Origin of the sequence: Rhodobacter capsulatus SB 1003, assembly GCF_000021865.1 — a bacterium.
In the GTDB taxonomy this organism is placed as follows: Bacteria; Pseudomonadota; Alphaproteobacteria; order Rhodobacterales; family Rhodobacteraceae; genus Rhodobacter; species Rhodobacter capsulatus_B.
On the sequence record NC_014034.1, the window covers coordinates 2,035,267 to 2,057,675 of the forward strand.

19 protein-coding genes are annotated in these 22,409 nt (G+C 65.0%); 9 read left to right on the top strand and 10 right to left on the bottom strand.

Features of this window, described 5'->3' with window-relative positions:
- Positions 1 to 11 precede the first annotated feature (11 nt).
- Entirely contained in the window at positions 12 to 1,079 is a 1,068-nt protein-coding gene (locus RCAP_RS09345; protein WP_013067606.1) for a cysteine desulfurase family protein, read from the bottom strand.
- A 120-nt stretch (positions 1,080 to 1,199) separates the two neighbouring features.
- Positions 1,200 to 1,658 (bottom strand): Fe-S cluster assembly transcriptional regulator IscR, encoded by a 459-nt coding sequence (locus RCAP_RS09350; protein ID WP_013067607.1) that lies wholly within the window; start codon positions 1,656 to 1,658, stop codon positions 1,200 to 1,202.
- A 210-nt stretch (positions 1,659 to 1,868) separates the two neighbouring features.
- Here RCAP_RS09350 and RCAP_RS09355 point away from each other — a divergent pair, with 210 nt between their 5' ends.
- The 4 genes from RCAP_RS09355 to RCAP_RS09370 all read left to right on the top strand — a co-directional run bounded on the left by RCAP_RS09355 (position 1,869) and on the right by RCAP_RS09370 (position 4,672).
- Positions 1,869 to 2,528: an alpha/beta hydrolase gene (locus RCAP_RS09355; protein ID WP_013067608.1), complete on the top strand. Its 660-nt coding sequence runs from the start codon at positions 1,869 to 1,871 to the stop codon at positions 2,526 to 2,528.
- A gap of 1 nt (position 2,529) precedes the next feature.
- A complete protein-coding gene (locus RCAP_RS09360; RefSeq protein ID WP_013067609.1) occupies positions 2,530 to 2,757 on the top strand; it encodes a hypothetical protein in 228 nt (75 codons plus the stop codon).
- Entirely contained in the window at positions 2,754 to 3,365 is a 612-nt protein-coding gene (locus RCAP_RS09365) for an HD domain-containing protein (protein WP_013067610.1), read from the top strand. Before RCAP_RS09360 ends, RCAP_RS09365 begins: the two co-directional genes overlap by 4 nt.
- A 92-nt stretch (positions 3,366 to 3,457) precedes the next feature.
- Positions 3,458 to 4,672: an NADP-dependent isocitrate dehydrogenase gene (locus tag RCAP_RS09370; protein WP_013067611.1), complete on the top strand. Its 1,215-nt coding sequence runs from the start codon at positions 3,458 to 3,460 to the stop codon at positions 4,670 to 4,672.
- 77 nt (positions 4,673 to 4,749) lie between these two features.
- On the opposite strand, the gene RCAP_RS09375 is transcribed toward RCAP_RS09370, so the two are convergent.
- On the bottom strand, positions 4,750 to 4,986 hold the full coding sequence (locus tag RCAP_RS09375; RefSeq protein ID WP_013067612.1) for a hypothetical protein: 237 nt from the start codon (positions 4,984 to 4,986) through the stop codon (positions 4,750 to 4,752).
- A 387-nt stretch (positions 4,987 to 5,373) separates the two neighbouring features.
- Here RCAP_RS09375 and RCAP_RS09380 point away from each other — a divergent pair, with 387 nt between their 5' ends.
- The 4 genes from RCAP_RS09380 (at position 5,374) to typA (ending at position 8,861) form a co-directional block, all read left to right on the top strand.
- Positions 5,374 to 5,991, top strand: coding sequence for a YitT family protein (locus tag RCAP_RS09380; RefSeq protein ID WP_013067613.1), 618 nt, complete (start codon positions 5,374 to 5,376; stop codon positions 5,989 to 5,991).
- 39 nt (positions 5,992 to 6,030) lie between these two features.
- A complete protein-coding gene (locus RCAP_RS09385) occupies positions 6,031 to 6,642 on the top strand; it encodes a YitT family protein (RefSeq protein WP_013067614.1) in 612 nt (203 codons plus the stop codon).
- Entirely contained in the window at positions 6,642 to 6,974 is a 333-nt protein-coding gene (locus tag RCAP_RS09390; RefSeq protein WP_013067615.1) for a DMT family transporter, read from the top strand. The genes RCAP_RS09385 and RCAP_RS09390 overlap by 1 nt, the downstream gene beginning before the upstream one ends.
- 69 nt (positions 6,975 to 7,043) lie before the next feature.
- Positions 7,044 to 8,861 carry a translational GTPase TypA gene (gene typA, locus RCAP_RS09395; protein WP_013067616.1) on the top strand — a complete coding sequence of 606 codons (1,818 nt, stop codon included), beginning with the start codon at positions 7,044 to 7,046 and terminating at the stop codon, positions 8,859 to 8,861.
- Positions 8,862 to 9,037: 176 nt separating this feature from the next.
- Here the strand turns inward: typA and RCAP_RS09400 are convergent, their stop codons facing one another.
- From RCAP_RS09400 to RCAP_RS09415, 4 genes are all read right to left on the bottom strand, one after another.
- Positions 9,038 to 10,114: an ABC transporter ATP-binding protein gene (locus RCAP_RS09400; protein ID WP_013067617.1), complete on the bottom strand. Its 1,077-nt coding sequence runs from the start codon at positions 10,112 to 10,114 to the stop codon at positions 9,038 to 9,040.
- 47 nt (positions 10,115 to 10,161) lie between these two features.
- Positions 10,162 to 10,968: an ABC transporter permease gene (locus tag RCAP_RS09405; RefSeq protein WP_013067618.1), complete on the bottom strand. Its 807-nt coding sequence runs from the start codon at positions 10,966 to 10,968 to the stop codon at positions 10,162 to 10,164.
- Positions 10,965 to 11,843 (bottom strand): ABC transporter permease, encoded by an 879-nt coding sequence (locus tag RCAP_RS09410; RefSeq protein ID WP_013067619.1) that lies wholly within the window; start codon positions 11,841 to 11,843, stop codon positions 10,965 to 10,967. Before RCAP_RS09410 ends, RCAP_RS09405 begins: the two co-directional genes overlap by 4 nt.
- Positions 11,844 to 12,010: 167 nt before the next feature.
- Entirely contained in the window at positions 12,011 to 13,420 is a 1,410-nt protein-coding gene (locus tag RCAP_RS09415) for an aminotransferase-like domain-containing protein (protein WP_013067620.1), read from the bottom strand.
- An 87-nt stretch (positions 13,421 to 13,507) separates the two neighbouring features.
- Here RCAP_RS09415 and RCAP_RS09420 point away from each other — a divergent pair, with 87 nt between their 5' ends.
- Complete coding sequence (locus RCAP_RS09420; protein WP_013067621.1) at positions 13,508 to 13,717, top strand: DUF1127 domain-containing protein; 210 nt, start codon at positions 13,508 to 13,510, stop codon at positions 13,715 to 13,717.
- A 72-nt stretch (positions 13,718 to 13,789) separates the two neighbouring features.
- Here RCAP_RS09420 and RCAP_RS09425 read toward each other — a convergent pair whose 3' ends face one another.
- The 3 genes from RCAP_RS09425 to RCAP_RS20050 all read right to left on the bottom strand — a co-directional run bounded on the left by RCAP_RS09425 (position 13,790) and on the right by RCAP_RS20050 (position 21,968).
- Complete coding sequence (locus RCAP_RS09425) at positions 13,790 to 14,647, bottom strand: Hint domain-containing protein (protein ID WP_013067622.1); 858 nt, start codon at positions 14,645 to 14,647, stop codon at positions 13,790 to 13,792.
- A gap of 121 nt (positions 14,648 to 14,768) precedes the next feature.
- Positions 14,769 to 15,527 (bottom strand): Hint domain-containing protein, encoded by a 759-nt coding sequence (locus RCAP_RS18470; protein WP_013067623.1) that lies wholly within the window; start codon positions 15,525 to 15,527, stop codon positions 14,769 to 14,771.
- A gap of 243 nt (positions 15,528 to 15,770) precedes the next feature.
- On the bottom strand, positions 15,771 to 21,968 hold the full coding sequence (locus tag RCAP_RS20050; RefSeq protein WP_013067624.1) for a Hint domain-containing protein: 6,198 nt from the start codon (positions 21,966 to 21,968) through the stop codon (positions 15,771 to 15,773).
- Between the last annotated feature and the right edge of the window lie 441 nt (positions 21,969 to 22,409).

The window sequence follows — 22,409 nt, forward strand, 5'->3', positions numbered from 1 at the left end:
CCCCTTCCGCGTCAGCGCCTTGCGCGGTGCTTTTCATATGCGGCCCGCCATGTGTCGGCAAAGCGCAAGATCTCGTCCCGTCCGATCCCCGGCCCCAGCGACACCCGGATCGCGGATCCCGCCTGCTCGTCGGACCAGCCCATCGCACGCAACACCTTGCTTGCGCGGACCTTGCCCGAGGAACAGGCCGAACCCGCCGATACCGCATGGCCCGCAAGGTCCATGCGCATCACCTGAGTCTCGCCTTTCCAGCCCGGAGCGATCACCGAAAGCGTGTTGGGCAGGACCTGTGGCCGCCCAGCCGTTTCCCCTTCCGGCGTCTCCCATCCCGGAAAATAGACTTCTTTCGTCGGGAATTCCAGTGCCTCTTTTAGAATATCTCTAACTTCCGCAACTTCCGCCCACACGCCCCGTGCCAAGTCGGCCGCCGCCGCCTCGGCCGCCGCGCCGAAACCGGCAATGCCGATGAGGTTTTCCGTGCCCGCGCGTCGCCCCATCTCCTGCCCGCCGCCTTTCAGCACCGACGCAATCTCCGTGCCACGGCGCAGCACCAGCGCCCCGATCCCCTTCGGTCCGCCCAGTTTATGGGCGGAAATGAAACCGCAAGTGACCTCCAACCAGTTGAAAGCCATGGGCAGCTTGCCGAAAGCCTGGGTCAGGTCGGCCGCCCAGAGGCCCGCAGGCATATCCTGAATCACCCCGGTTTCGGAATTGGCCAGCTGCAACGTCGCGCGGCCCGGATCAGCCACAGCCACCCGCCCGAAGCCATCGACCGGCAGCGTATCGGCACACCAGGCCGCCACCGCATCATGCTCGATGGCCGCACAGGCGCAGCCCCGACCGGCCAGCGCCAGCCCCGCCGCCTCGGTCGCGCCCGAGGTGAAGACGATATCCGCCCCCTCCGCCCCCAAAGCCGCCGCCACCTGCGCGCGGGCTTTTTCCATCAAGGGCTTGGGCGCGCGGCCCTCGGCATGGACCGAAGACGGATTGCCCACGACCTCCATCGCCGCAATCATCGCCGCCCTCGCCTCCGGGCGCAGCGGCGTCGTCGCGTTCCAGTCGAGATAAGCCCGCGTCATCCAATCCCCGTCCTTGCGCCCGTCCTCCGAAGACAGAGGCGTATTTCGACCAAGAAGAAGCCCGTGCGTTTCTTCTTGGCTCAAATACGCCCCTTTCCACGCCCGCCTCAGGGGCGACGGTCAGTCATCCACCACTGAAAACAGGCTTGGCACCGCAGGGCAAGGCTTCAGACCATTCTTCACCACGTCTTCCAGCGTCGTCTGATGCAAAAACACGAAGACCTGCGCCGAAAGGCTCTCCCAAAGCCGGTTCGCCAGCGATTGCGCCCGCGAGCCCGAAATCCCGCCCGAGGCCCCCGCCCCCACATGCAGCGCCGAGACCGTCTCGTCCACCGCCTCGAACACTTCGGAGATGCGGATTTCGGCCGGGGTCTTGGCCAGCTTGTAGCCGCCGCCCGGGCCGCGCACCGAAGCGACAAGCCCTGCCCGGCGCAGCCGCACGAACAGCTGCTCGAGATAGGGGAGCGAAATATCCTGCCGCTTCGAGATTTCCGCCAGCGAGGTCATCTGCCCCGGCCCGACGGTGGCCAGATCGACCAGCGCCACCATCGCATAGCGCCCCTTCGTCGAAAGTTTCATGGTTTCCCCCCGCCAAAGCCAAGCGGTGCCTCGGAAACCCCGCCGAAACTGCGGGGAAGCATTGACGACGCGCCTTGGGCCGCTTAACTCGATTGCATCCGAAATCCCGGCATCGTGCCGGGACGTTTTCGTCCTAGGGTCTCGCGGCAAAAGCGTCAAGATTGCGCACCGCCGCAGATCCTCCGAGAACGTTGCAGCAGGCGAGAGAACATGCCCGAAGTGATCTTCCCCGGCCCCGAAGGCCGTCTCGAAGGCCGTTACCATCCGCAGCCCGCCCCCGATGCGCCCATTGCGATCATCCTGCACCCCGATCCGCAATATGGCGGCACGATGAACAACCGTGTTGTCTATAATCTGCATTATGCCTTCCACAAACTCGGTTTCACCGTGCTGCGCTTCAACTTCCGCGGTGTGGGGCGCAGCCAGGGCGAATATGATCAGGGCATCGGGGAACTCTCCGACGCGGCCTCGGCGCTGGATTATCTGCAAGCGATGAACCCGAATTCGAAACATTGCTGGGTTGCGGGCTTTTCCTTTGGCGCCTGGATCGGCATGCAGCTCCTGATGCGGCGGCCGGAAATCACCGGCTTCGTCTCGGTGGCGCCGCCCGCCAACATCTACGATTTCTCCTTCCTTGCGCCCTGCCCGTCTTCGGGTCTGATCATCAACGGCAGCGCCGACCGCATCGCCCCGCCGAAGGACACGGCGACGCTGGTGGGCAAGCTGCGCGAGCAGAAGGGCATCACCATCACCCATCAGGAAGTCGAGGGCGCCGACCACTTCTTCAAGGATGACGAGGCCCATATGAAACCGATGATCGAGTCGGTTCAGACCTATGTCCGCCGTCGCCTGACCGAGGGCTCGCGATAAGATGGCGCTGACCGAGGATCTGGCCGAGGCGCTCGCCCGCGACGTGATCGCGGCGCAGCGCGAGCTGGGCGACAAGGCCGACCGGTTGTTCATGGAGGTGGGCAATTACATCGGCACCTCCTCGCCCTCGATGCAGGAGGCCTTCATGACCGCCTGCCGCGCCTATATGGCCGCCGACCGCGGCCGCGACTTCTTCGAGACGCGGCTGAAGGCGCTCAAGGGCGCATGAGCGAGACGGTCAAGGCGGGGCGCCGCGATCAGCTTTTCGCCTTCCTGCTCGAAGTCGAAAAGCTGAAATCGGTCACCCGGGCGACGCCGATCCATGACGGCTCGCGGCACGAAAACTCGGCCGAGCACAGCTGGACGCTGGCGCTTTATGCGCTGGTTCTGGCCGAGGAAGCGGCGCCCGGCGTCGATCCCCTGCGCGCGGTCAAGATGCTTTTGATCCACGACCTCGTGGAAATCGACGTGGGCGATGTGCCGATCCATTCCGCGGGCGGCACAGCCCATGGGTCGACCGCGATCCAAGGCGCCGAGGCCGCAGCCGCCAAGCGCATTTTTGGCCTTTTGCCCAAGGATTTGGGCGACGATCTTCAGGCGCTTTGGGAAGAATTCGAAGCCGCTGAAACCCCCACCGCGATCTATGCGAAATCGCTCGACCGGGTGCAGCCGGTGCTGCTGAACCAACTTTCGGGCGGCGGCTCGTGGCTCGATTATGACGTCACCTGGGACCAGCTTCAGACCCGCGTCGGCACCAAGGTCGCCCGCGGTCTGCCCGGCGTCTGGGACTGGGTGCAGGCGAAGATCCGCCCCTGGTTCAGCGCCCGCGGCCTCTGAGCCGAAATCGGTATGCAATCGCATACAAGGCTAGCCAAACCCGCGAAAACCCGCTAAAAAGCGGCAACGAGTCACCAAGGCATGAGGGCCCAATGTCGAAGATCAAGGTAGCGAATCCCATCGTCGAGATGGACGGCGACGAGATGACCCGGATCATCTGGGATTTCATCAAGAAAAAGCTGATCCTGCCCTATCTTGACGTCGACCTTCTCTATTACGATCTCGGCATCGAGGAACGCGACCGCACCAACGACCAGATCACCATCGATTCCGCGCTGAAGACGAAAGAGGTCGGCGTGGCGGTGAAATGCGCCACGATCACCCCCGACGAGGCCCGGGTGGCCGAATTCAACCTCAAGCAGATGTGGAAATCGCCCAACGGCACGATCCGCAACATCCTCGGCGGCGTGATCTTCCGCGAGCCGATCATCTGCAAGAACGTGCCGCGCCTGGTGCCGGGCTGGACCCAGCCGATCGTGATCGGCCGTCACGCCTTTGGCGATCAATACCGCGCCACCGATTTCCACTTCCCCGGCAAGGGCACGCTGACGATGAAATTCGTCGGCGAGGATGGCACGGTGATCGAAAAGACCGTCTTTGACGCCCCCGCCGCCGGGGTGGCGATGGGGATGTACAACCTCGACCAGTCGATCATCGACTTCGCCCGCTCCTCGATGAACTATGGCCTGCTCAAGGGCTGGCCGGTCTATCTATCGACCAAGAACACCATCCTCAAGGCCTATGACGGCCGCTTCAAGGATCTGTTCCAGAAGGTCTACGAGGAAGAATTCGCCGACAAGTTCAAGGCCGCGGGCATCCATTACGAACACCGTCTGATCGACGACATGGTGGCTTCGGCGCTGAAATGGTCGGGCGGCTATGTCTGGGCCTGCAAGAACTACGATGGCGACGTGCAGTCGGACACCGTGGCACAGGGCTTCGGCTCGCTGGGCCTGATGACCTCGGTTCTGATGACGCCCGATGGCAAGATCGTCGAGGCCGAGGCCGCGCATGGCACCGTCACCCGTCACTATCGCCAGCATCAGGCCGGCAAGGAGACCTCGACGAACTCGATCGCCTCGATCTTCGCCTGGACCGGCGGCCTCAAGCATCGCGCGAAGCTCGACGACAACGCGGCGCTGATGAACTTTGCCCAGACGCTGGAAAAGGTCTGCGTGCAGACCGTCGAAGACGGCTTCATGACCAAGGATCTGTCGCTTCTGGTCGGCCCCGATCAGAAATGGCTGACCACCATGGGCTATCTGGAAAAGGTCGACGAATATCTGAACAAGGCGCTGGCGGGCTGATCTGCCGGATCTTTTCAAAACTGCAAGGGCCGGGATTTCCCGGCCCTTTTTCAATGCCTTGCGATGCGCTTTGCATGTCAGAAGCCGAAATGCGTCCAATGCGGCATCGGCGGCGCGGGCCCGCGCGGCGGCAGGCCGATGTCTTTCCGCATGTGGTCGTCCATCTCGGAAAAGCGGGCGGCAAGGCCCCGGTTGCGCTGGTGGGTGACAAGCGCGGCAACAAGGCTCAGCAGCACCCGCCGCGGGCCATGCGCCGCCAGCAGCGTTTCAAGATCAAGTTTCAGCGACAGCGCGAAGTCATCGGTTCTGGTCATGTCCTTTCCGGTGCGGATCGGCACCGGCCTCTGGGTTGGGATGGAAAAAGACCGGAACGGCCAGGGGCCAGACGCAGGCGTGGGGGGATCCGGTCGAAGGTCAGACGTTGTGCAAAAGCACCCGGGGCGGATGGCTTACGCGGTATGGCGCGTGCCAAAGACGGCGGCCGCAAAGGCGCGCCATAAGTGAGCCCACCCGGTTCGGAGGGTTGGATGCATAAATCGTCATGATCCGCCCTCCCTGTCTGAATTGCCGGATGCGGGCAAAATGCACGCGCCCCCGAGTCGCGCCAAGAAAAAAGCCGCACGCCGGGCTTGACACACCCGGGCCGTGTCCGCGCGGCCACAGCCCCTTGCCCGAGACCGCGGGGCATGAGAAAAGCCCGCATGACCGAAATCATCGCCGAAAACCCCGTCGAACACACGCTGCTGGATGATGTCCAGGGCATCGCCTATGGCACGACCATGGCCGCCTTCGGCATCGTGCTGCTCACCCATCTGGGTCTTGTCACCGGCCAGACCGCGGGGCTTGCGGTCCTGATCAGCTATGCCACCGGCTGGGGCTTCGGGCCGGTCTTCTTCGCGATCAACATTCCCTTTTACTGGTTCGGCTACCGGCGCATGGGGCTGGGTTTCGTGATCAAGACCTTCCTTTCGGTCGCGGCGCTGTCGGCGCTGGCCGCCTTCCTGCCCGGCTACATCAATTTCGCCAATGTCAACCCGATCGTCGGCACGGTGATCTTCGGCTTTCTCTCCGGCTCTGCCTTGCTTGCGCTTTTCCGCCACGGTGCCAGCCTGGGCGGCGTCGGGATCATGGCGCTTTACCTGCAGGACCGCACCGGCTTTCGCGCCGGCTGGACGCAGCTGATCTTTGACGCCTGCGTCTTCGGCCTCGCCCTCACCCTGCGCGACTGGAAGACCGTCGCGATCTCGGCGCTCGGCGCGCTCGTCATCAACATCGTCATTGCAATGAACCACCGCCGCGACCGCTACATCGCCACCTGATCCGTTGACAGGACAGCCCTTCTGACGCATATTAACGTCATGAGTGCTGACCCATCCCCCCGCCGCTACACGCTCTTCGAAGATGCCCAAGGGCTCGTCCTCGCCTCGGCACAGGCGGCGCTGGGCATTCACCTGTTGCGCGCGGCGGGGCTGGTGACGGGCGGCACCGCGGGCACGGCGCTGATCCTGTCCTACGCCACCGGGCTCAATTTCTCGGCGCTGTTCTTCGGGCTCAACATCCCCTTTTTCGCGCTGGCCTTCCGGGCGCGCGGCCCCGTCTTTTGCGCGAAATCACTGGTCACCGTCAGCTTCGTCTCGATCCTGGCCGAGGCGCTCAAACCCGTCCTTGTCCTGCAAACGATCCACCCCGCCGCTGCGGCGCTTTTGTTCGGCGTCTCGGCGGGGGTCGGGCTTTTGGGCCTGTTCCGTCATTCCGGCACCTTGGGCGGCGTCTCGATCGTCGCGCTGATCGTGCAGGACCGCTACGGCTGGCGCGCGGGCCATGTGCAGCTCGCCCATGACCTGATCCTCTTTGCCATCGCCAGCCTGATCCTGCCGCTCGACCGGATCGGCTGGTCATTGCTCGGCGCCGTCGTTCTGAACTTCGTCATCGCCTTCAACCACCGCCGCGACTGGTATATCGTGTCGTGATGAAACCCTATCTTTACCTTCTCATCGCGGTGCTGTTCGAGACCTTCGGCTCCACCTGCCTGCAGGCCTCGAACCAGTTCACCCGGCTCTGGCCGACGCTGGGCGTGATCTTCGGCTTCGGCGTCGCCTTCTGGTTCTTTACCCTGGTGCTGAAATCGCTGCCGCTTGGCATCACCTATGCGCTCTGGTCGGGGATCGGCATCGTGCTGATCACCGCCTCGGGCTGGCTGATCTTTCAGCAAAAACTCGACGCGCCCGCGCTTTTCGGCATCGGGCTCATCATCGCGGGCATCGCCGTCATCAACCTGTTTTCATCCGCAGGCCATCCCTGACGCGGTTCTTGCTGGCCAAACGGCTGCTTTTCCCGTAAGGGCAGCACAAATCTCGAACAGGCGGACTTCATGGACATTCGCAATATTGCGATCATCGCACACGTTGACCACGGCAAGACGACCCTCGTCGACAAGCTGCTGGGTCAATCCGGGGCATTCCGGGAAAATCAGGCCGTCGCGGAACGCGCGATGGACTCAAACGACATCGAACGCGAACGCGGCATCACCATTCTGGCCAAATGCACCTCGGTCGAATGGAAGGGCACGCGGATCAACATCGTCGACACCCCCGGCCACGCCGATTTCGGCGGCGAGGTGGAGCGCATCCTCTCGATGGTCGATGGCGTCTGTCTTCTGGTTGACGCCGCCGAAGGCCCGATGCCGCAAACGAAATTCGTGACCTCGAAGGCCCTCGCCCTCGGCCTCAAGCCCATCGTCGTCTTGAACAAGGTCGACAAACCGGCCGCCGAGCCCGACCGCGCCCTGAACGAGGTCTTCGATCTTTTCGCCAACCTTGGCGCCACCGACGAGCAGCTTGATTTCCCGCATGTCTATGCCTCGGGCATCGGCGGCTGGGCGGATCGCGAGCTTGACGGGCCGCGGCAGGATCTCTCGGCGCTCTTTGACCTGATCCTCGAACATGTCGAGCCGCCGAAACAGGAATTCCGCGCCGACGAGCCGTTCCAGATGCTTGCCACCACGCTGTCGGCCGACCCGTTCATCGGCCGCATCCTGACGGGCCGGGTCGAGGCCGGGCGGCTCAAGGTTGGTGACACGCTCAAGGCGCTCTCGCGCACCGGCGAGCGGATCGAGCAATTCCGCTGCACCAAGATCCTCGCCTTCCGCGGCCTGACGCAACAGCCGATCGACCTGGCCGAAGCGGGTGACATCGTCACCATCGCCGGCATGACCAAGGCGACCGTGGCCGACACCCTTTGCGCTTTGGAAGTCGAAACCGCGATCCCCTCGCAACCGATTGATCCGCCGACGATTTCGGTCACCTTCGGGATCAACGACAGCCCGCTTGCGGGGCGCGACGGCACCAAGGTGCAATCGCGCGTCATCCGCGAACGGCTGATGAAGGAAGCCGAAACCAACGTCGCGATCCGCGTCGAGGACACGCCCTCGGGCGATGCTTTCGTCGTCTCGGGCCGGGGCGAACTGCAGATGGGCGTTCTGATCGAGAACATGCGCCGCGAAGGCTTCGAACTCAGCATCTCCCGCCCGCGCGTGATCTTCCGCGAGGAAAACGGCGAGCGCATGGAGCCGATCGAAGAGGTCATCGTCGATGTCGATGACGACTATTCGGGCGCGGTGATCGAGAAACTGACTGGGCCTCGCAAGGGCGATCTGGTCGAGATGCGCCCCGCCGGTCACGGCAAGACCCGGATCGTCGCCCATGTGCCCTCGCGCGGCCTCATTGGCTATCAGGGCGAATTCATGACCGACACCCGCGGCAACGGCGTCTTGAACCGCATCTTCCACGGCTGGGCGCCCTACAAGGGCCCGATCCAGGGCCGCCGCCAGGGCGTGCTGATCTCGATGGAGAACGGCGTCTCGGTCGCCTATGCGCTGTGGAACCTTGAAGAACGCGGCAAGCTTTTCATCGGCGCGCAGGAACAGATCTACGAGGGCATGATCATCGGCGAGCATTCGCGCGACAATGACCTCGAGGTGAACCCGCTCAAGGGCAAGAAGCTGACGAACGTCCGCGCCTCGGGCACGGATGAGGCCGTGCGCCTGACGCCGCCGGTGCGGATGAGCCTGGAAGAAGCCATCGCCTATATCGACGACGACGAACTGGTCGAGGTGACGCCGAAGATCGTGCGTCTGCGCAAGCGGCTTCTGGACCCGCACGAGCGCAAACGCGCCTCGCGCTCGGAATAAGACGTCAAAAGGGGGGCTCTGCCCCCCTTTTTTCATTCGTGCCGAATGAAATTCACCTCCCCCCGGGATATTTGAGGCAAGATAAAGACTTGCGAGGTGTTCTTCATCTTTCTGCAAAGACCGCGGGGGGAATTTGCACAGCAAAAAAGGGGGGCGCGAAGCCCCCCTTTTTTCCGTCAGCGAAACAGCACCAGCGCGCCGGGCGACCAGGCCACCCGCGTCTGGGTGCCGACATCCAGCACCGGGCGACCAAAGACGTTGCGCATCGAAATCCGCACCGGGGTTTCGACGCCGTCAAGCTTGACGTCGTAATAGGTCATGTCGCCGTAATAGACGACCTCGTCGATCACGCCGGGGGATTCGCGGTCCTGCGCTTTCTGGCCCTCGTAGAGGATCGTCAGCGTCTCGGGACGGAAGCCCACCGCGGGCGTGCCGCCCGTGGGCTTGGCCGAGGCCTGCTCGTCGGTCACCTCGACCGCGCCAAGTCCCGCCACCTCCAGCTGCACATGGCCGCCGCCCTCGCCCAGCACCCGGGCGGGCAGGAAGTTCATCACGCCGATGAAATCGGCCACCCGGCGCGAGGCCGGACGGCGATAAAGCGTCTCCGGGTCGGCCAGCTGCGCGATCTCGCCTTCGAACATCACGGCGATCCGGTCCGACATCACCAGCGCCTCTTCCTGGTCATGCGTCACCAGAACGAAGGTGATCCCCACCTCGCGCTGCAGCTTGATCAGCTCGATCTGCATCTGCTCGCGGATCTTCTTGTCGAGCGCCGAGAGCGGCTCATCCAGCAGCAGCACCTTCGGCTTGAGGATCAGTGCCCGCGCCAGCGCCACGCGCTGCCGCTGCCCGCCCGACAGCGCATGCGCCGCCCGCGCGCCATAGCCCTTGAGGCCCACCATCTCCAGCGCCTCTTCGACGGCCTTGGCCTTTTCGGCCTCCGACCGCGGATCGCGGCGCAGCCCGAAGCCCACGTTCTGCGCCACGCTCAGATGCGGGAAGATCGCATAGCTTTGAAACACCATGTTCGTCGGGCGCTTGTTCGGCGGCACGTCTTCCATGTGCTTGCCGTCGATCAAGACCGCGCCCGAGGAAATATCCTCGAACCCGGCGATGGTGCGCAAAAGCGTGGTCTTGCCACAGCCCGAGGGGCCCAGCAGCGAAAAGAACTCGCCCTCGCGGATCGTCGCGGTGATGCCGCGCAGCGCGTGGTAATCGCCGTAATATTTGTGCACGCGATCGAATTCGATCATCTTGCGGCGCTGTTCCAGCGGCACTTTCGCGGTGATGACGTTCTGGGTCACAGGAATCCTCCGGTGTCTTTGGCGCCGGTCTTCGCGATGCCGCGGCGGCGGAAATATTCGGCAAGCGTCAGCAGCAGCACCGAGCAGACGACAAGCACGGTGCCAAGCGCCATGATCATCGGGATCTGTTTCGGAAAGCGCAGCTGCGAATAGATATAGGTGGGCAGCGTCGTCTGCTCTCCCGCCAGAAAGAAGGCGATGATGAATTCATCCAGCGAGATGGTGAAGGCCATCAGCGCCGCGGAAATGATCCCCGGCGTCACCAAGGGCAGGATGATCAGCCGGAAGGTCGACCATTTCGTCTCGCCCAGATCATAGGCGGCCTCTTCCAGCGAACGATCCAGCGAGGAGAAGGCCGCGTTCAGAACCGCGATCGCATAGGGCGTCGCCACCAGCACATGGCCAAGGATCACGGTGAAGATCGACATCGGCACGCCAATCGCCAGCAGCACCACCAGAAGCGACACCGCCAGGATGATCTCGGGCAGCACCAGGGGCAGCATGATCAGCCCCATCGCCCCGGCCTTGCCGCGGTAATTGTAGCGCGTGGCCGAGCGCGCGGCAAAGATGCCCAGCGTCGTCGCCAGGATCGAGGTCGAAACGGCGACGATCAGCGAGTTCGTCAGCGCCGTCGCCAGCGACTGGTTCTCGAACATCTGCCCGAACCATTTCAGCGTGAACCCCTTCAGCGGAAAGGCGATCACCGTGCCGTCGTTGAAGGCGAAAACCGGCAGAAGCGCGATCGGCGCATAAAGGAAGGCAAGATAAAGAAAGGCATAGCCTCTCAGACCGGAGAACTTCATTTGCCCCCCCTCAGGAAGCGGCGGTTGAGGAACAGGAAGATCAGCGCCACCGCCGACACGACCAGCATCGCCGAAACCGCCACCGCCGCGCCCAAAGGCTTGTTGTCGATCTTCAGCATGTCTTTCTGGATCAGGTTCGCCACCATCGGCAGCTTGCCGCCGCCGATCAGCTCGGGCGTGACATAATCGCCGATCGTCGGGATGAAGACGATCATCACCGCCCCGATCACCCCCGGCATCGCCAGGGGCAGGGTCACCCGCCAGAAGGTCATCAGCCGACTTTCGCCCAGATCCTGCCCGGCTTCCAGCAGCGAGCGGTCGATCTTTTCCAGGCTGACGAAGATCGGCAGGATCGCAAAGGGCGCATAGGCATGCGCCAGCGTGATCGCGATGGCGCCCACCGAGTTCAGCATCTGCAACGGGCTGTCGATGACGCCCAGCCCCATCAGCGTCGAGTTCACCACGCCGTTGAAGTTCAGGATCACCTTCCACTGGAACACCCGGATCAGATACGAGGTCCAGAACGGGATGGTGATCAGGAACAGCCAGCGCGACTTGTGCGCCGCGGGCACGTTGAAGGAAATGAAATAGGCGATCGGAAAGGCCAGCAGCACGGTGACCAGCGTCACCAGCGCCGACACCAGCACCGAGCGCAACAGGATGGTGCGGAAGATCGGGTCCGACCAGGCGTCGATATAATTCTGCGTGGTGAACTCATGCACCACGACCAGATAGCCATCCTTGAAAAAGGAATAGGCGACGATGGTCACCAGCGGGGCCGCCAGCAACAGAACTGCATAGATCAGCGTTGGGCTGACCATGAACCAGCCGCTGGCCGCCTCCGAGCGCGCCACCGCGGGTGGAGATGCCGACATACTCTATTCTCCTCAGCGCTCTCAGCGCGTTTGGGCCAAATTTGCACAAGGTTTCGGCAGAGGAAAGGGGGACGATGCCCCGGCTTGCGGCCTGTTTCGGGAAATTTCCCGCGATTGCCCAGCAAAGCGGCAGCATTGCTGCCACTCTGCAACCGGAACGTGCAGGTTCAGACCGGCAGATCGCGGGGCGGATTCTCCAGCAGCGCCCGCAGCTTCGCGATCGCCCGCATCAGCCGGTCCTCGGGCACGCCCCCCGCCAGCGCGAAACGCACCGCATTCGGCGCATGGCCGTCGGCCAGCACATATTCATCGGCCGAGCGCACCAGCACCCCCTCGGCCTCGGCGACGCGGGCAAAGGTCGAGGCCCGCCAGCCCGTCGGCAGACGCAGCCAGATGAAGCTCAGCCCCGGCTGCCAGGCGATGTCGTGATCCTCCATCGCCTGCACCACCATCTGCAGACGGCGGCTCATCACCTCCTGCGCGGCATGGCGCAGCCGCATCGCCTCGCCGCTGGTGAAGAGCCGGGTGATGATGTCGGTCACCGGCCGCGGCAGGCCGAAGAAACTGTGCTGCGCCGTCAGCCGCCCGGCCTCGCCCATGCCCTCGGGGGCGATGACGATGCCAAAGCGCATCCCCGCCGAGATCGTCTTTGAAAGCGAGGTCACATGCCAGGTCCGTTCCGGCGCGATCGCTCGGATCGCCTCCAGCCCGGAGACCGGCGCAGTGTAGCAATCATCCTCGATGATCTGCAGATCATGCCTGCGCGCCACCTCGGCGATGGCCTGCCGACGCTTGTTCGACATCCGCGCCGTGGTCGGGTTCTGCGCATCGGGCGTCACGCAGACCACCTGCCCGCCGTAGCGACGACAGGCGGCATCCAGCGCCTCGGGGATCATCCCCTCCTCGTCCAGCTTCACCGGCACCACCTCGGCCCGGCTCAGCCGCGCGGCATGGCGGAAACCGGGATAGGCCAGTTCCTCGCACAGCACCACCGGCCGGTCGCCGCGCAGGCAGCATTGCAGCACGATCGAAATGCCGTTCTGCCCGCCATGCGTCAGCACCAGATCATCGGCGCCGATCAGCCCGTGCAGCGAACAATGCGAAAACCAGTCCAGCGCCGCCTCGCGGCAATAGCGGTCGCGGCGCAGGCCGGGATATTCCAGATAATGTTCGCCCAGCTCGGTCGCGGCATCGGCCATCGCCTGCGACAGCGCCACCGATTGTCCCACATCGGGCAATTGCGGCGAGCGCAGGTCGATCACCCCATCCGCCGCCGGATCCGAGAGCGGCTGCTGATACAGCGATTCCGTCGGCCCCAGACGGCGCGATTGTGTCGATACAAACGTGCCGTGCCCCACCGCCGCCTCCAGCAGACCTTCCTGCGTGGCAATCTGATAGGCGCGGGCCACGGTTCCGGGGGTAACCCCCAGTTTCCACGCCAGATCGCGCACGGTCGGCAGCCGCGATCCGGGCGAAAGATCGCCGCGCCGCACGCCTTCGCGCAGCGCGCGCACCAGCGCCAGATATTTCGGACCGGATTGCACCGGCAGGTCGGGTTTCCAACTTGTATCAGTCACAATGTTTCCCTCGCGCCGCTTGTGCGGGAATTGTAATCTCTTCCTACCAGCAAATATAGAATTGTATCAATACAGAAAAGGTGCCCCATGACCAGCCTGTCCCACCCCGTCTCGTCGCTGTCGCGTCGTTCCGCGACGTCGCCGCTTGCGGTCGTGCTGGGCGCGGTTGCCCGTTGGCGCGATGACCGCCGCGCCCGACTGGCGCTGGCCCGCCTCGACGATCATCTTTTGCGTGACATCGGCCTTGCGCCCAGCGGCGCGGTGCAACCGCTGCCGTCGCGCTATTCGGCCTTCTGATCCCGAGCGCCGCAGTCCCCTGTCGGCCTCTTCCTGTGGCCGGGTGCATCGCATCCGGCCTTTTTTCCCGTTTCAGGCGGCGCTCCGGCCCATCAGCACCCGCACCTCATGCGCCTTGAGCGCGCGGCGGGCCGCGGTCCAGCCTCCGCGTCGGGCGATCCTGTCCAGATCGGGGAAAATCGCAGCCAGTTCCGCACGTTGCGGTGCGTCCAGCTGGGCCAGGGTCTGGTCGCCGGGCTGAAAGCTTTCGGTCCAGGCGCCGTTGGCCCGGATGATCTCATGCGCGTCAAGCATCAGATGCAGATAGGTGACCTCGTCGCGCTTCAGCCGGGTGATGCCGGGCTGACCAAGCATGTGCAGCGCCGCCGCCAGAACCTCGGCCTCGCCGAACAGCAGTTCCGCCCGCGCCCCCGAAATCAGCATCCGGTGCTGCGGGCTGACCAGCATGTCGGTCTCGGGCAGACCCTCGCCCAGGGCCCCCGCGGCGATCCGCACCGGCTGCAGCTGCGGCACCGCCGCCAGATCCGCCGCCTTCAGCCGTCGCCGTCCGATCCAGCGGATCGGCTGATAGCCATTGTCGCGCGTCAGCACCCGGTCGCCCGGCCGCAGCTTTTCCACCGGCACCTGACCGCGCTTGGTCTCGATCAGCGTGCCGGGGGTGAGACAGGGCATATTGCGCAGCAATTCGACGTTTTCGATGTTGGAAAAGCGCCTCGTCGCGCCGCTCAGCCAGAGGATCGTGCCGGATTCGCCGGTGATCACCATCCGCGACCAGTCGATGTCCTGGCGAAACAGGCAAAGCCGGTCCACATCGCTGGTATAGGCATCCTCCGCGCCGCCCGAAAGCGAATCATCGCCCGCCCCCGCAAGCATCGTATCGGCCGCCGCCGTTGTCAGCCTGTCGTTCTGCTCCGTGCCGGTGATCGCCATCTTGTTCCTGCCTGTCCCGATCGGGCTTTGCAGAAACAATCGGTCGGCACAATGGCAGATTGGGGCCGCAAAAGCGGCAAAGCCGGTGCGCTCTCGTGGCGGGAAGATGGCCGGGGCCGCCTCAGGCCGCCGAGCCGACCTCGGCAAGGGGGCGCACTGCGACGGCTCCGGGATGGTCCGGGGCCGCCAGGCCCGGCAAGGCCCGGGTCACCGCGTCGCGGCTGTCGCTTTCCAGCGCCGCCAGACTGGCCTCGGTCGGCAGGAAGCTTTCCGACCAGGCGCCATCGGCCAGAACCAGCTCGTGATGCGCAAACAGCAGCTGCCAATAGTCAACCTGGGCGGCGGGATGCAGGGTGATGCCGTCAAGCCCGACCAGATCGCGCGCCATCGTCAGACGTTCGCCGCTTTCGCCCCCGCCCGGCAGACAGGTCAGGAAACGGTGGTTCGGCGACACCAGCATGTCACGTTCGGGCAGGCCCTGCCCCAGCGCCCCGGCGGCGATTCGCACCGGGCGCAGCAGCGGGTTGAGCCCCAGCGCCTGCCAGCCGAAGCGGCGACGCCCGACCCAGAGCAATTCCTGCATGCCGTTGTCGCGGGTGATCACCCGGGCCCCCGGCACCAGCTCCGAGACCGGAACGCCCCCCTGCCCGGTGGCGATCAGGCTGGTGGCGGTGAAACAGGGCACCGCCGCGGCGATCTGCGCCAGATCAAGCGCGAAGATCTGCCCGCCCGCGGCATCGCGGCCCTCGGCGCGGCCGCCCAGACCGTCGTAGCCGTCAAACTGAAGGCGGATCTCGACCATGGAATAGTCGCCCCCCCAAGGCCCGGAAGGGTTGCCAAAAACCGCCGCCCCCGGCGTGAAGTTGCCCGTCGCCATCATCCTGCGCGTCCTGATCCGGAGCCATCGGGGGACACCCCACGGCCCCCGCATGCCAGCATACTCCGAAACCCGCCCTTCCAATAGGTTAACGATCCAGAAATTGTCACAATTTGTCAGAACTTTCCGTTTCCCGCCACGATACCGGCGCAATCCGCCCCGATCCCGCCAGATCAGCCCGCGCGCGCAACGGAAAGACGCCCGGGGTTTCCCCCGGGCGCCTTGCCCCCACCGGCTTGTCTTGCCTCAGCGGTGCTTGAGCAGCGCCGCCTCGTGTTTCTTCAGGATCTTGCGCGCCGCACCATAGCCCTCAAGGCCGTCACGGCTGCGCAGCTCCGGGAACAGCTCCAGGATCTCGGCGCGTTGCGCATGACCCAGACCTTGCAGCGACTGATCCCCCGGCTGGAAGCTTTCGGTCCAGGCGCCGTTGCCCAGAACCACCTCGTGCCGGTCGAACATGAAGTGGATGTAGCTGGTGCCCAGCGTCTCCACCGGCTTCACGCCGCGGTTGTCGATCAGATGCTTGGCCGCCACCAGAACCTCGTGTTCCTCGAAGTAAAGCGCCGTGCGTTCGTTCGCCACCAGCATCCGGTGGTTGGGCGAAACCAGCATGTCGCGTTCCGGCAGACCGTTGCCCAGGCTTCCGGCCCGGATCAGCACCGGCTTCAGATGCGGCGTCGCCATCAGCTGCGCCCGGGTCAGATCGGTGCGGCCGATCCAGCGGATTTCCTGAATGCCGTTGTCGCGGGTCAGGATCTTGTCGCCTTCGCGCAGCTCTTCGACCAGCCGCTCGCCCTTCGGCGTCGCGATCAGCGTGCCGGGGGTGAAGCAGGGCGGGATCACCTTCTCGATGTTGCGGAAGGTCAGCGAGCCGGTGACATTGCCGTGATCGTCAAGGAAGGTGACGGTGCCGTTTTCCGGGTTCGTCGGATCGTAGTTGATCCGCAGCGGCCCCGCCGTCGTCAGATCGAGCGTGTCGAAATCGTCGCCACCCTCGTTGCCGTCGATGAAGTCGTGGTTGCCGCCGTCGCGATTGACCACGATGAAGACGTCGCGGTCATCGCCGCCCAAAAGCGTGTCGACGCCATCGCCGCCGATCAGCGTGTCATTGCCCACGCCGCCGTCCAGCAGATCCTGGCCCTGACCGCCCGAGAGGCTGTCATTGCCCGCATCGCCGTAAAGCCGGTCGTCGCCGTCGTCGCCGGTGATCGTGTCATCGCCCGCGCCGCCGCGGATCGTGTCCTGACCGGTCCCGCCCGAGGCCAGATCGTTGCCGTCCCCGCCCAGGATCGAATCGTCGCCCTCGCCGCCGATCAGCGTGTCATCGCCCGCCCCGCCGTCCAGCGTGTCCGAGGCCGAGCCGCCGTCCAGGCTGTCATTGCCCGCACCGCCCAGCAGCGTGTCATTGCCCTCGCCGCCCAGCAGCGTGTCATTGCCCGCGCCGCCATCAAGGCTGTCAGACGAATTGCCGCCGTCCAGACTGTCATCGCCCGCGCCGCCCAGCAGCGTGTCATTGCCTTCGCCGCCGGTGATCGTGTCCTCGTCGATGCCGCCGTCGATCCAGTCGTTGCCGTTGTCGCCGCTCAGCAGGTCGTCGTCGTCGCCGCCATAGATGACATCGTTGCCCTCGCCGCCGCGCACCGTGTCACGGCCGTTTTGCGGCACCGGGTCGGTGTCGTCGGTGACCTCGGTCGGGCTTGTGGTGCCCGGGCCGTTGTCGGCGTAGATCGTGTCATTGCCGTCGCCGCCCGAGATGCTGTCCGAGCCCTCGCCGCCGATCACCAGATCGTCGCCGATCCCGGCCGCGACGGTGTCGGCATCGTCGCCCGCGTCGATCACGTCGTTGCCCTGCCCCGCGTCGATGCTGTCGGCATCGTCGCCGGTGCGGATCGTGTCGTTGCCGGTCCCGGCAATCACCTTGTCACGGTCGTCATTCGGATCGCTGTCGGCGCCGTAAAGCCCCGGATAGGCGATGTCGGGGCGGCCGGTGCCCGAGGTGTCGATCAGGTCGTCGCCGTCGCCGCCATCGACCAGATCGCGGCCTTCGCCGCCGGTCAGCGTGTCATTGCCAAGTTCGCCGTAAAGCGTGTCATTGCCGGTGCCGCCGCTGACGCTGTCATTGCCGTCGCCGCCGTCGATGCTGTCATTGCCTTCGCCGCCATCGATCGTGTCAAGCCCGCTGCGCCCGTCCAGGATGTCGTTGCCCGCGCCGCCAAGGATGCTGTCGTCATCCAGCCCGCCGGTGATGCTGTCATTGCCCGCGCCACCGTCCAGCGTGTCATCGCCCCGTTCGCCGAGGATGGTGTCGTTGCCCTCCCCGCCCAGCACCGAGTCATCGCCCGAGCCCGCCTCGATCGAATCGTCGCCGGTGCCCGCGTTCACGGTGTCATTGCCGACGCCCGAGCGGATCGTGTCATTGCCCGCCCCGGCCACGACGCGGTCATCCTGCGGGCCGTCGCCCGGGATCAGCGCGTCATTGTGGTCGATCCTGTCGCCATCGGGATCGCCGGTGTAATCATAGTCGATCAGATCGGCGCCATCGGTGCCGGTCACGATGCCGTCGCGGTCGACGATGATGTTCTCGATATTGGTGAAGGTCAGCGTGCCGACGACATTGCCGTCATCGTCAAGGAACTGCACCGTGCCGTTTTCGGCATTCGTCGGGTCATAGAGGATGTTGGTGCGGCCCGCCCCGGTCAGGTCGAGCGTGTCATAGTCGTCGCCGCCCTCGTTGCCGTCGATGACATCGCCCGCGCCCGCCGCCGCGCTGGCCACGACGAAGGTGTCGCGGTCGTCGCCGCCCGACATCTGGTCGGCCCCCGCGCCGCCGGTCAGGCTGTCATTGCCGGTGCCGCCGAAGATCGTGTCCTCGTCGATGCCGCCGTCGATCGTGTCATTGCCGGCATCGCCGTAAAGCAGGTCGTCGTCATCCTCGCCATAGATGACATCGTTGCCCTCGCCGCCATGGATCGTGTCCATGCCGTTGTTTTGCACCAGATCGGTGGCGTCGGGGATGTTGATGATGTCGGGCACGGTCGGGCCAAGGCCGCCGTAGATGATGTCATTGCCCGCGCCGCCATCGACCACATCCGAGCCCTCGCCCGAGGTGATCGTGTCGTCGCCCTCGCCGCCCAGCACGGTGTCGGCATCGACGCCCGCGTCGATCCAGTCGTTGCCGCTGCCGCCCTCGATGCTGTCGGCGTCGTCGCCGGTCAGGATCGTGTCATGGCCCGCCCCGCCCAGAACGGTGTCGCGGTCGTCGTTCGGGTCGGTGTCCGCCGGGACAAGCCCCGGATAGCCCAGATCGGGCGAGGCCAGGTCATTGCGGGTATTGATGTAATCGTTGCCGTCGCCGCCCTCGGCCCGGTCGGAGCCAAGCCCGGTGGTGAGGCTGTCATCGCCCGCCCCGCCCTGGGCGGTGTCATTGCCCGCGCCGCCTTCCAGCGTGTCGTTGCCAAGCCCGCCGATCAGCAGATCGTCGCCCTTGCCGCCCACCGCCAGATCATTGTCGTCGCCGCCATCCAGCGTGTCATTGCCGTCGCCGCCGCGCAGGGTGTCGGCGCCGCCCTCGCCCGACAGGCTGTCATCGCCCGCGCCGCCATCGACGGAATCATGGCCCGTGCCCGCGGTGACGGTGTCGTCGCCAAGCCCCGCCAGAACCGTGTCATCGCCCGCGCCCGCGCGGATGCGGTCATCGTTCGGCCCGTCGCCCGGCAGGATCGCGTCATTGCCATCGACCATGTCGCCCTGCGGATCGCCGGTATAGCCGGTGTCGATCAGATCGCCGCCCGCCGTGCCGTCGACATAGCCGTCGCGCGGATCGGCGCCGACGGTGACGGTGACGATCGCGGTATCGGTGCCGCCATGGCCGTCCGAGACGGTGTAGGTGATGGTGGCATCGCCCGTGAAACCGGTCTCCGGGGTGAAGGTGATGGTGCCGTCGGCATTCACCGTGACGGTGCCGTTCGGGCTCGAGGCGCCGGTCACCGTCAGCGTGTCGCCGTCGATGTCGGTGTCATTGGCCAGAACCGGCACGGTGACCGCGGTCTGGAAATTCGTCGCCGCGCTGTCGTTCACCGCATCGGGGGCGTCGTTCAGCGGGGTGACCGTGACATTGACCGTCGCGGTGTCGGTCAGCCCGCCCGGATCGCGCACCGTATAGGTGATGGTGTCGGGGCCGTTGTAATTGGCGTTCGGCACATAGGTCAGCGTGCCATCGGCATTGACCGTCACCGTGCCATGCAACGCGGTGGCGCCGGTCACCGTCAGCGTGTCGCCATCGGGGTCGGTGTCATTGGCAAGGACGGTGATCGTCTTCGTGCCGTCCTCGGCCACGGTGGCGCTGTCGTTCACCGCATCGGGACGGTGGTTGACGTCATCGCCGACGATATTCTCGATCTCGGTGAAATTCAGCGCGCCGGTGACGTTGCCGTCGGCATCCAGGAATTCGACGGTGCCGTTATAGCCGTTGCCGTTGCTGTCGACGGTCCGGTTCACCACGCGCCAGTCGCCCTGGCCGGTGATGTCGAGCGTGTCGTAATCGTCGCCGCCCGCGCCGCCATCGACGGTGTCCCCCGCGCCGCCGTGGATCACGTCGCGGTCGTCGCCCGCCGAGATCCGGTCATGGCCCGCGCCGCCGGTGATGACGTCATTGCCGCCCTGACCGAGGATCGTGTCGTCGCCCTCGCCGCCCGAGAGCGTGTCATCGCCCGCCTCGTCGCCCTCGATCGCCGGAACGGTGGTGCAGGTCAGGTCGGTCACGGTGATCGCCTGATCGGTGGGGCCGCCGTTGTTGTAATCGATCTCGATCCGCGCCACGACGCCATCGATATGCACCAGCACCGAGCCGGTCGCCGAGGCGGGCGAGACCGAGCCGCCATTGTCAACGTCATGGCCGGTGATCGTGCCGTTCGAGACGGTCTGCCCGCCTTCCAGCGTATAGGTGACGTTCAGCAGGTTGCCGTTCGCGTCATAGGCGCGGACGGTGACGATGTCCTGATGGTAATCGGCGCTGGTGCCGACATCGATGTCATTGATGCGGAAGCTGACATCGGTCACCGCCGAGGCGTAATCGGCATTCGTCGAGGTGAAGCTCAGCGAGGTGGTCGAGGTGTTGCCCACCCCGCCGTCGCCGTAAAGCTGCAGCCCGCCCGCGCCGTTCAGCCCGTCGCCCGGCTCGACATATTGCGACGCGGTGGTCGAGGTCGCGGTGGCGCCGCAGGTCTGGTCGGTGAAGCCGAAGGTCACCTTGACGCCGCCCATGTCGTAAGACGAGCCATTGACGATATTGCCGCAATTCTGGCCGAATTTCTGCCAGTCCATCGTCAGATCGACCGGGGCGGCGCCGCTGTCCAGATCGCCGTCGCCTTCGATATAGTCGTTGCCCGCGCCGCCCTCGATGCTGTCGTCATCGGCGCCGCCGTAAAGGCTGTCATCCGACCCCTGGCCCCGGATCGTGTCATCGCCGTCCATGCCGTGGAAGACGTTGGTATAGGTGTCCGAGGCCGAGGTGCCCTGATGGTCGAAGCCGACAAGGCTGTCGTTGAACTCCGAGCCGATCACGCCATCGATGCCCGAGGCGATGGAATCGCCCGCCGCATCGCCGCCCGAGAGCGCGCCGGTGCTCAGATCGACATTCACCGCCGCGCCCGACTTCGAATAGTCGATCACGTCAAGCCCGGTGCCGCCGTTGAACGTGTCATTGCCCGCGCCGCCGACAAAGGTGTCGTCGCCCGCGCCGCCATAAAGCAAGTCATTGTCGGCGCCGCCGTCGATCAGGTCGTTGCCGTCCTCGCCATGCACGGTATCGGCCGCAGCCCCCGACCGGATCGTGTCATTGCCCGCCCCCGCGACGACGCTGTCGGCATTGCCGCCGCGATAGTCATTGGCGTCGATCCGGTCGCCTTCGGGATCGCCGGTGTAGCCCGTGTCGATCAGATCGGCGCCCGCGGTGCCCTCGACGACGCCATCGAGCGTCGGATAGGTCGCCAGCGACGCATAGGGGACCGAGGGGCAATTGTCGGTGCAGGACACGACCGTATAGCTGACCCCCGTCTGCAGCGGCGCCGAGGACACGATGCCGACCATGTCATTGTCCGACATTTCAAAGGCATAGACGGTGATGTACTGGGCAGGATCGGTGCAGCCGGCGGGGCAGACGGTATAGGCATATTCGGGGGTGATGCGGCCGGAGGAGGGCCCGTAGCTTGCGCCTTCGAGGGTCTCGCTCGAGTTCAGCGTCTGGTCGCTGTCGCCGTCGTTGAAATAGCTGTCATTGTCGCGCACGGTGATCTGGTTGACCGTCGCGGCGGTGCTGATGGTGAAGGTCGCGCCCTTGGCGGTGGACAGCCCGCTGGCGCTGTCGGCGAAAAGACCCGCTTTCGAAGAGGTGATGTTCGACAGATCCCACGCGAAAATCGTGCGGTCGCTGAAAGTATAGGTCATGGCAGCCTCTCCTTACCCCGATTGGCGAAGACAATGCCCCGCAAGCCTTGAAATTTCGGCCCTGCCCCGCGCACGGCCCGTTCACTCGTCACCGGCGGAAACCCCACCGACAGGGACGCGACATTTTCACGCGGTCGGATTGCAGCAGGATGCACGAAACAGGCCGCCAAAACGGCGGTTTTCATTTCCCTTGCTTCGCGGTCGTTTCGGGATCGCAGATCATCCCGGTCACGGCAGCACCACTTCAACCGTCCCGAGCATCCGAAGATGTCGAACGTCCTCGGCCGCCCCCACGGCCGATGCCCAACACGGGCCCTTACGTGATACCAAGAGGCCGGGCTTCGGGGAACGGGAATCTGCCGCAATCTTGCCCAGATTTTTCCCCGATCCGCCCCCGACTGTCCCATTGCCGCCGCGATTTTGCGCCCATTCCGCCGCGAT

Coding starts and splice junctions, on each gene's coding strand:
- RCAP_RS09360 (WP_013067609.1), top strand. CDS start 2,530: ATGGCGCTGACCGAGGATCTGGCCGAGGCGCTCGCCCGCGACGTGATC.
- RCAP_RS09400 (WP_013067617.1), bottom strand. CDS start 10,114: ATGATCGAATTCGATCGCGTGCACAAATATTACGGCGATTACCACGCG.
- RCAP_RS09365 (WP_013067610.1), top strand. CDS start 2,754: ATGAGCGAGACGGTCAAGGCGGGGCGCCGCGATCAGCTTTTCGCCTTC.
- RCAP_RS09345 (WP_013067606.1), bottom strand. CDS start 1,079: ATGACGCGGGCTTATCTCGACTGGAACGCGACGACGCCGCTGCGCCCG.
- RCAP_RS09370 (WP_013067611.1), top strand. CDS start 3,458: ATGTCGAAGATCAAGGTAGCGAATCCCATCGTCGAGATGGACGGCGAC.
- RCAP_RS09410 (WP_013067619.1), bottom strand. CDS start 11,843: ATGTCGGCATCTCCACCCGCGGTGGCGCGCTCGGAGGCGGCCAGCGGC.
- RCAP_RS18470 (WP_013067623.1), bottom strand. CDS start 15,527: ATGATGGCGACGGGCAACTTCACGCCGGGGGCGGCGGTTTTTGGCAAC.
- RCAP_RS09420 (WP_013067621.1), top strand. CDS start 13,508: ATGACCAGCCTGTCCCACCCCGTCTCGTCGCTGTCGCGTCGTTCCGCG.
- RCAP_RS09390 (WP_013067615.1), top strand. CDS start 6,642: ATGAAACCCTATCTTTACCTTCTCATCGCGGTGCTGTTCGAGACCTTC.
- RCAP_RS20050 (WP_013067624.1), bottom strand. CDS start 21,968: ATGACCTATACTTTCAGCGACCGCACGATTTTCGCGTGGGATCTGTCG.
- RCAP_RS09375 (WP_013067612.1), bottom strand. CDS start 4,986: ATGACCAGAACCGATGACTTCGCGCTGTCGCTGAAACTTGATCTTGAA.
- RCAP_RS09350 (WP_013067607.1), bottom strand. CDS start 1,658: ATGAAACTTTCGACGAAGGGGCGCTATGCGATGGTGGCGCTGGTCGAT.
- RCAP_RS09355 (WP_013067608.1), top strand. CDS start 1,869: ATGCCCGAAGTGATCTTCCCCGGCCCCGAAGGCCGTCTCGAAGGCCGT.
- RCAP_RS09405 (WP_013067618.1), bottom strand. CDS start 10,968: ATGAAGTTCTCCGGTCTGAGAGGCTATGCCTTTCTTTATCTTGCCTTC.
- RCAP_RS09425 (WP_013067622.1), bottom strand. CDS start 14,647: ATGGCGATCACCGGCACGGAGCAGAACGACAGGCTGACAACGGCGGCG.
- RCAP_RS09385 (WP_013067614.1), top strand. CDS start 6,031: ATGAGTGCTGACCCATCCCCCCGCCGCTACACGCTCTTCGAAGATGCC.
- typA (WP_013067616.1), top strand. CDS start 7,044: ATGGACATTCGCAATATTGCGATCATCGCACACGTTGACCACGGCAAG.
- RCAP_RS09380 (WP_013067613.1), top strand. CDS start 5,374: ATGACCGAAATCATCGCCGAAAACCCCGTCGAACACACGCTGCTGGAT.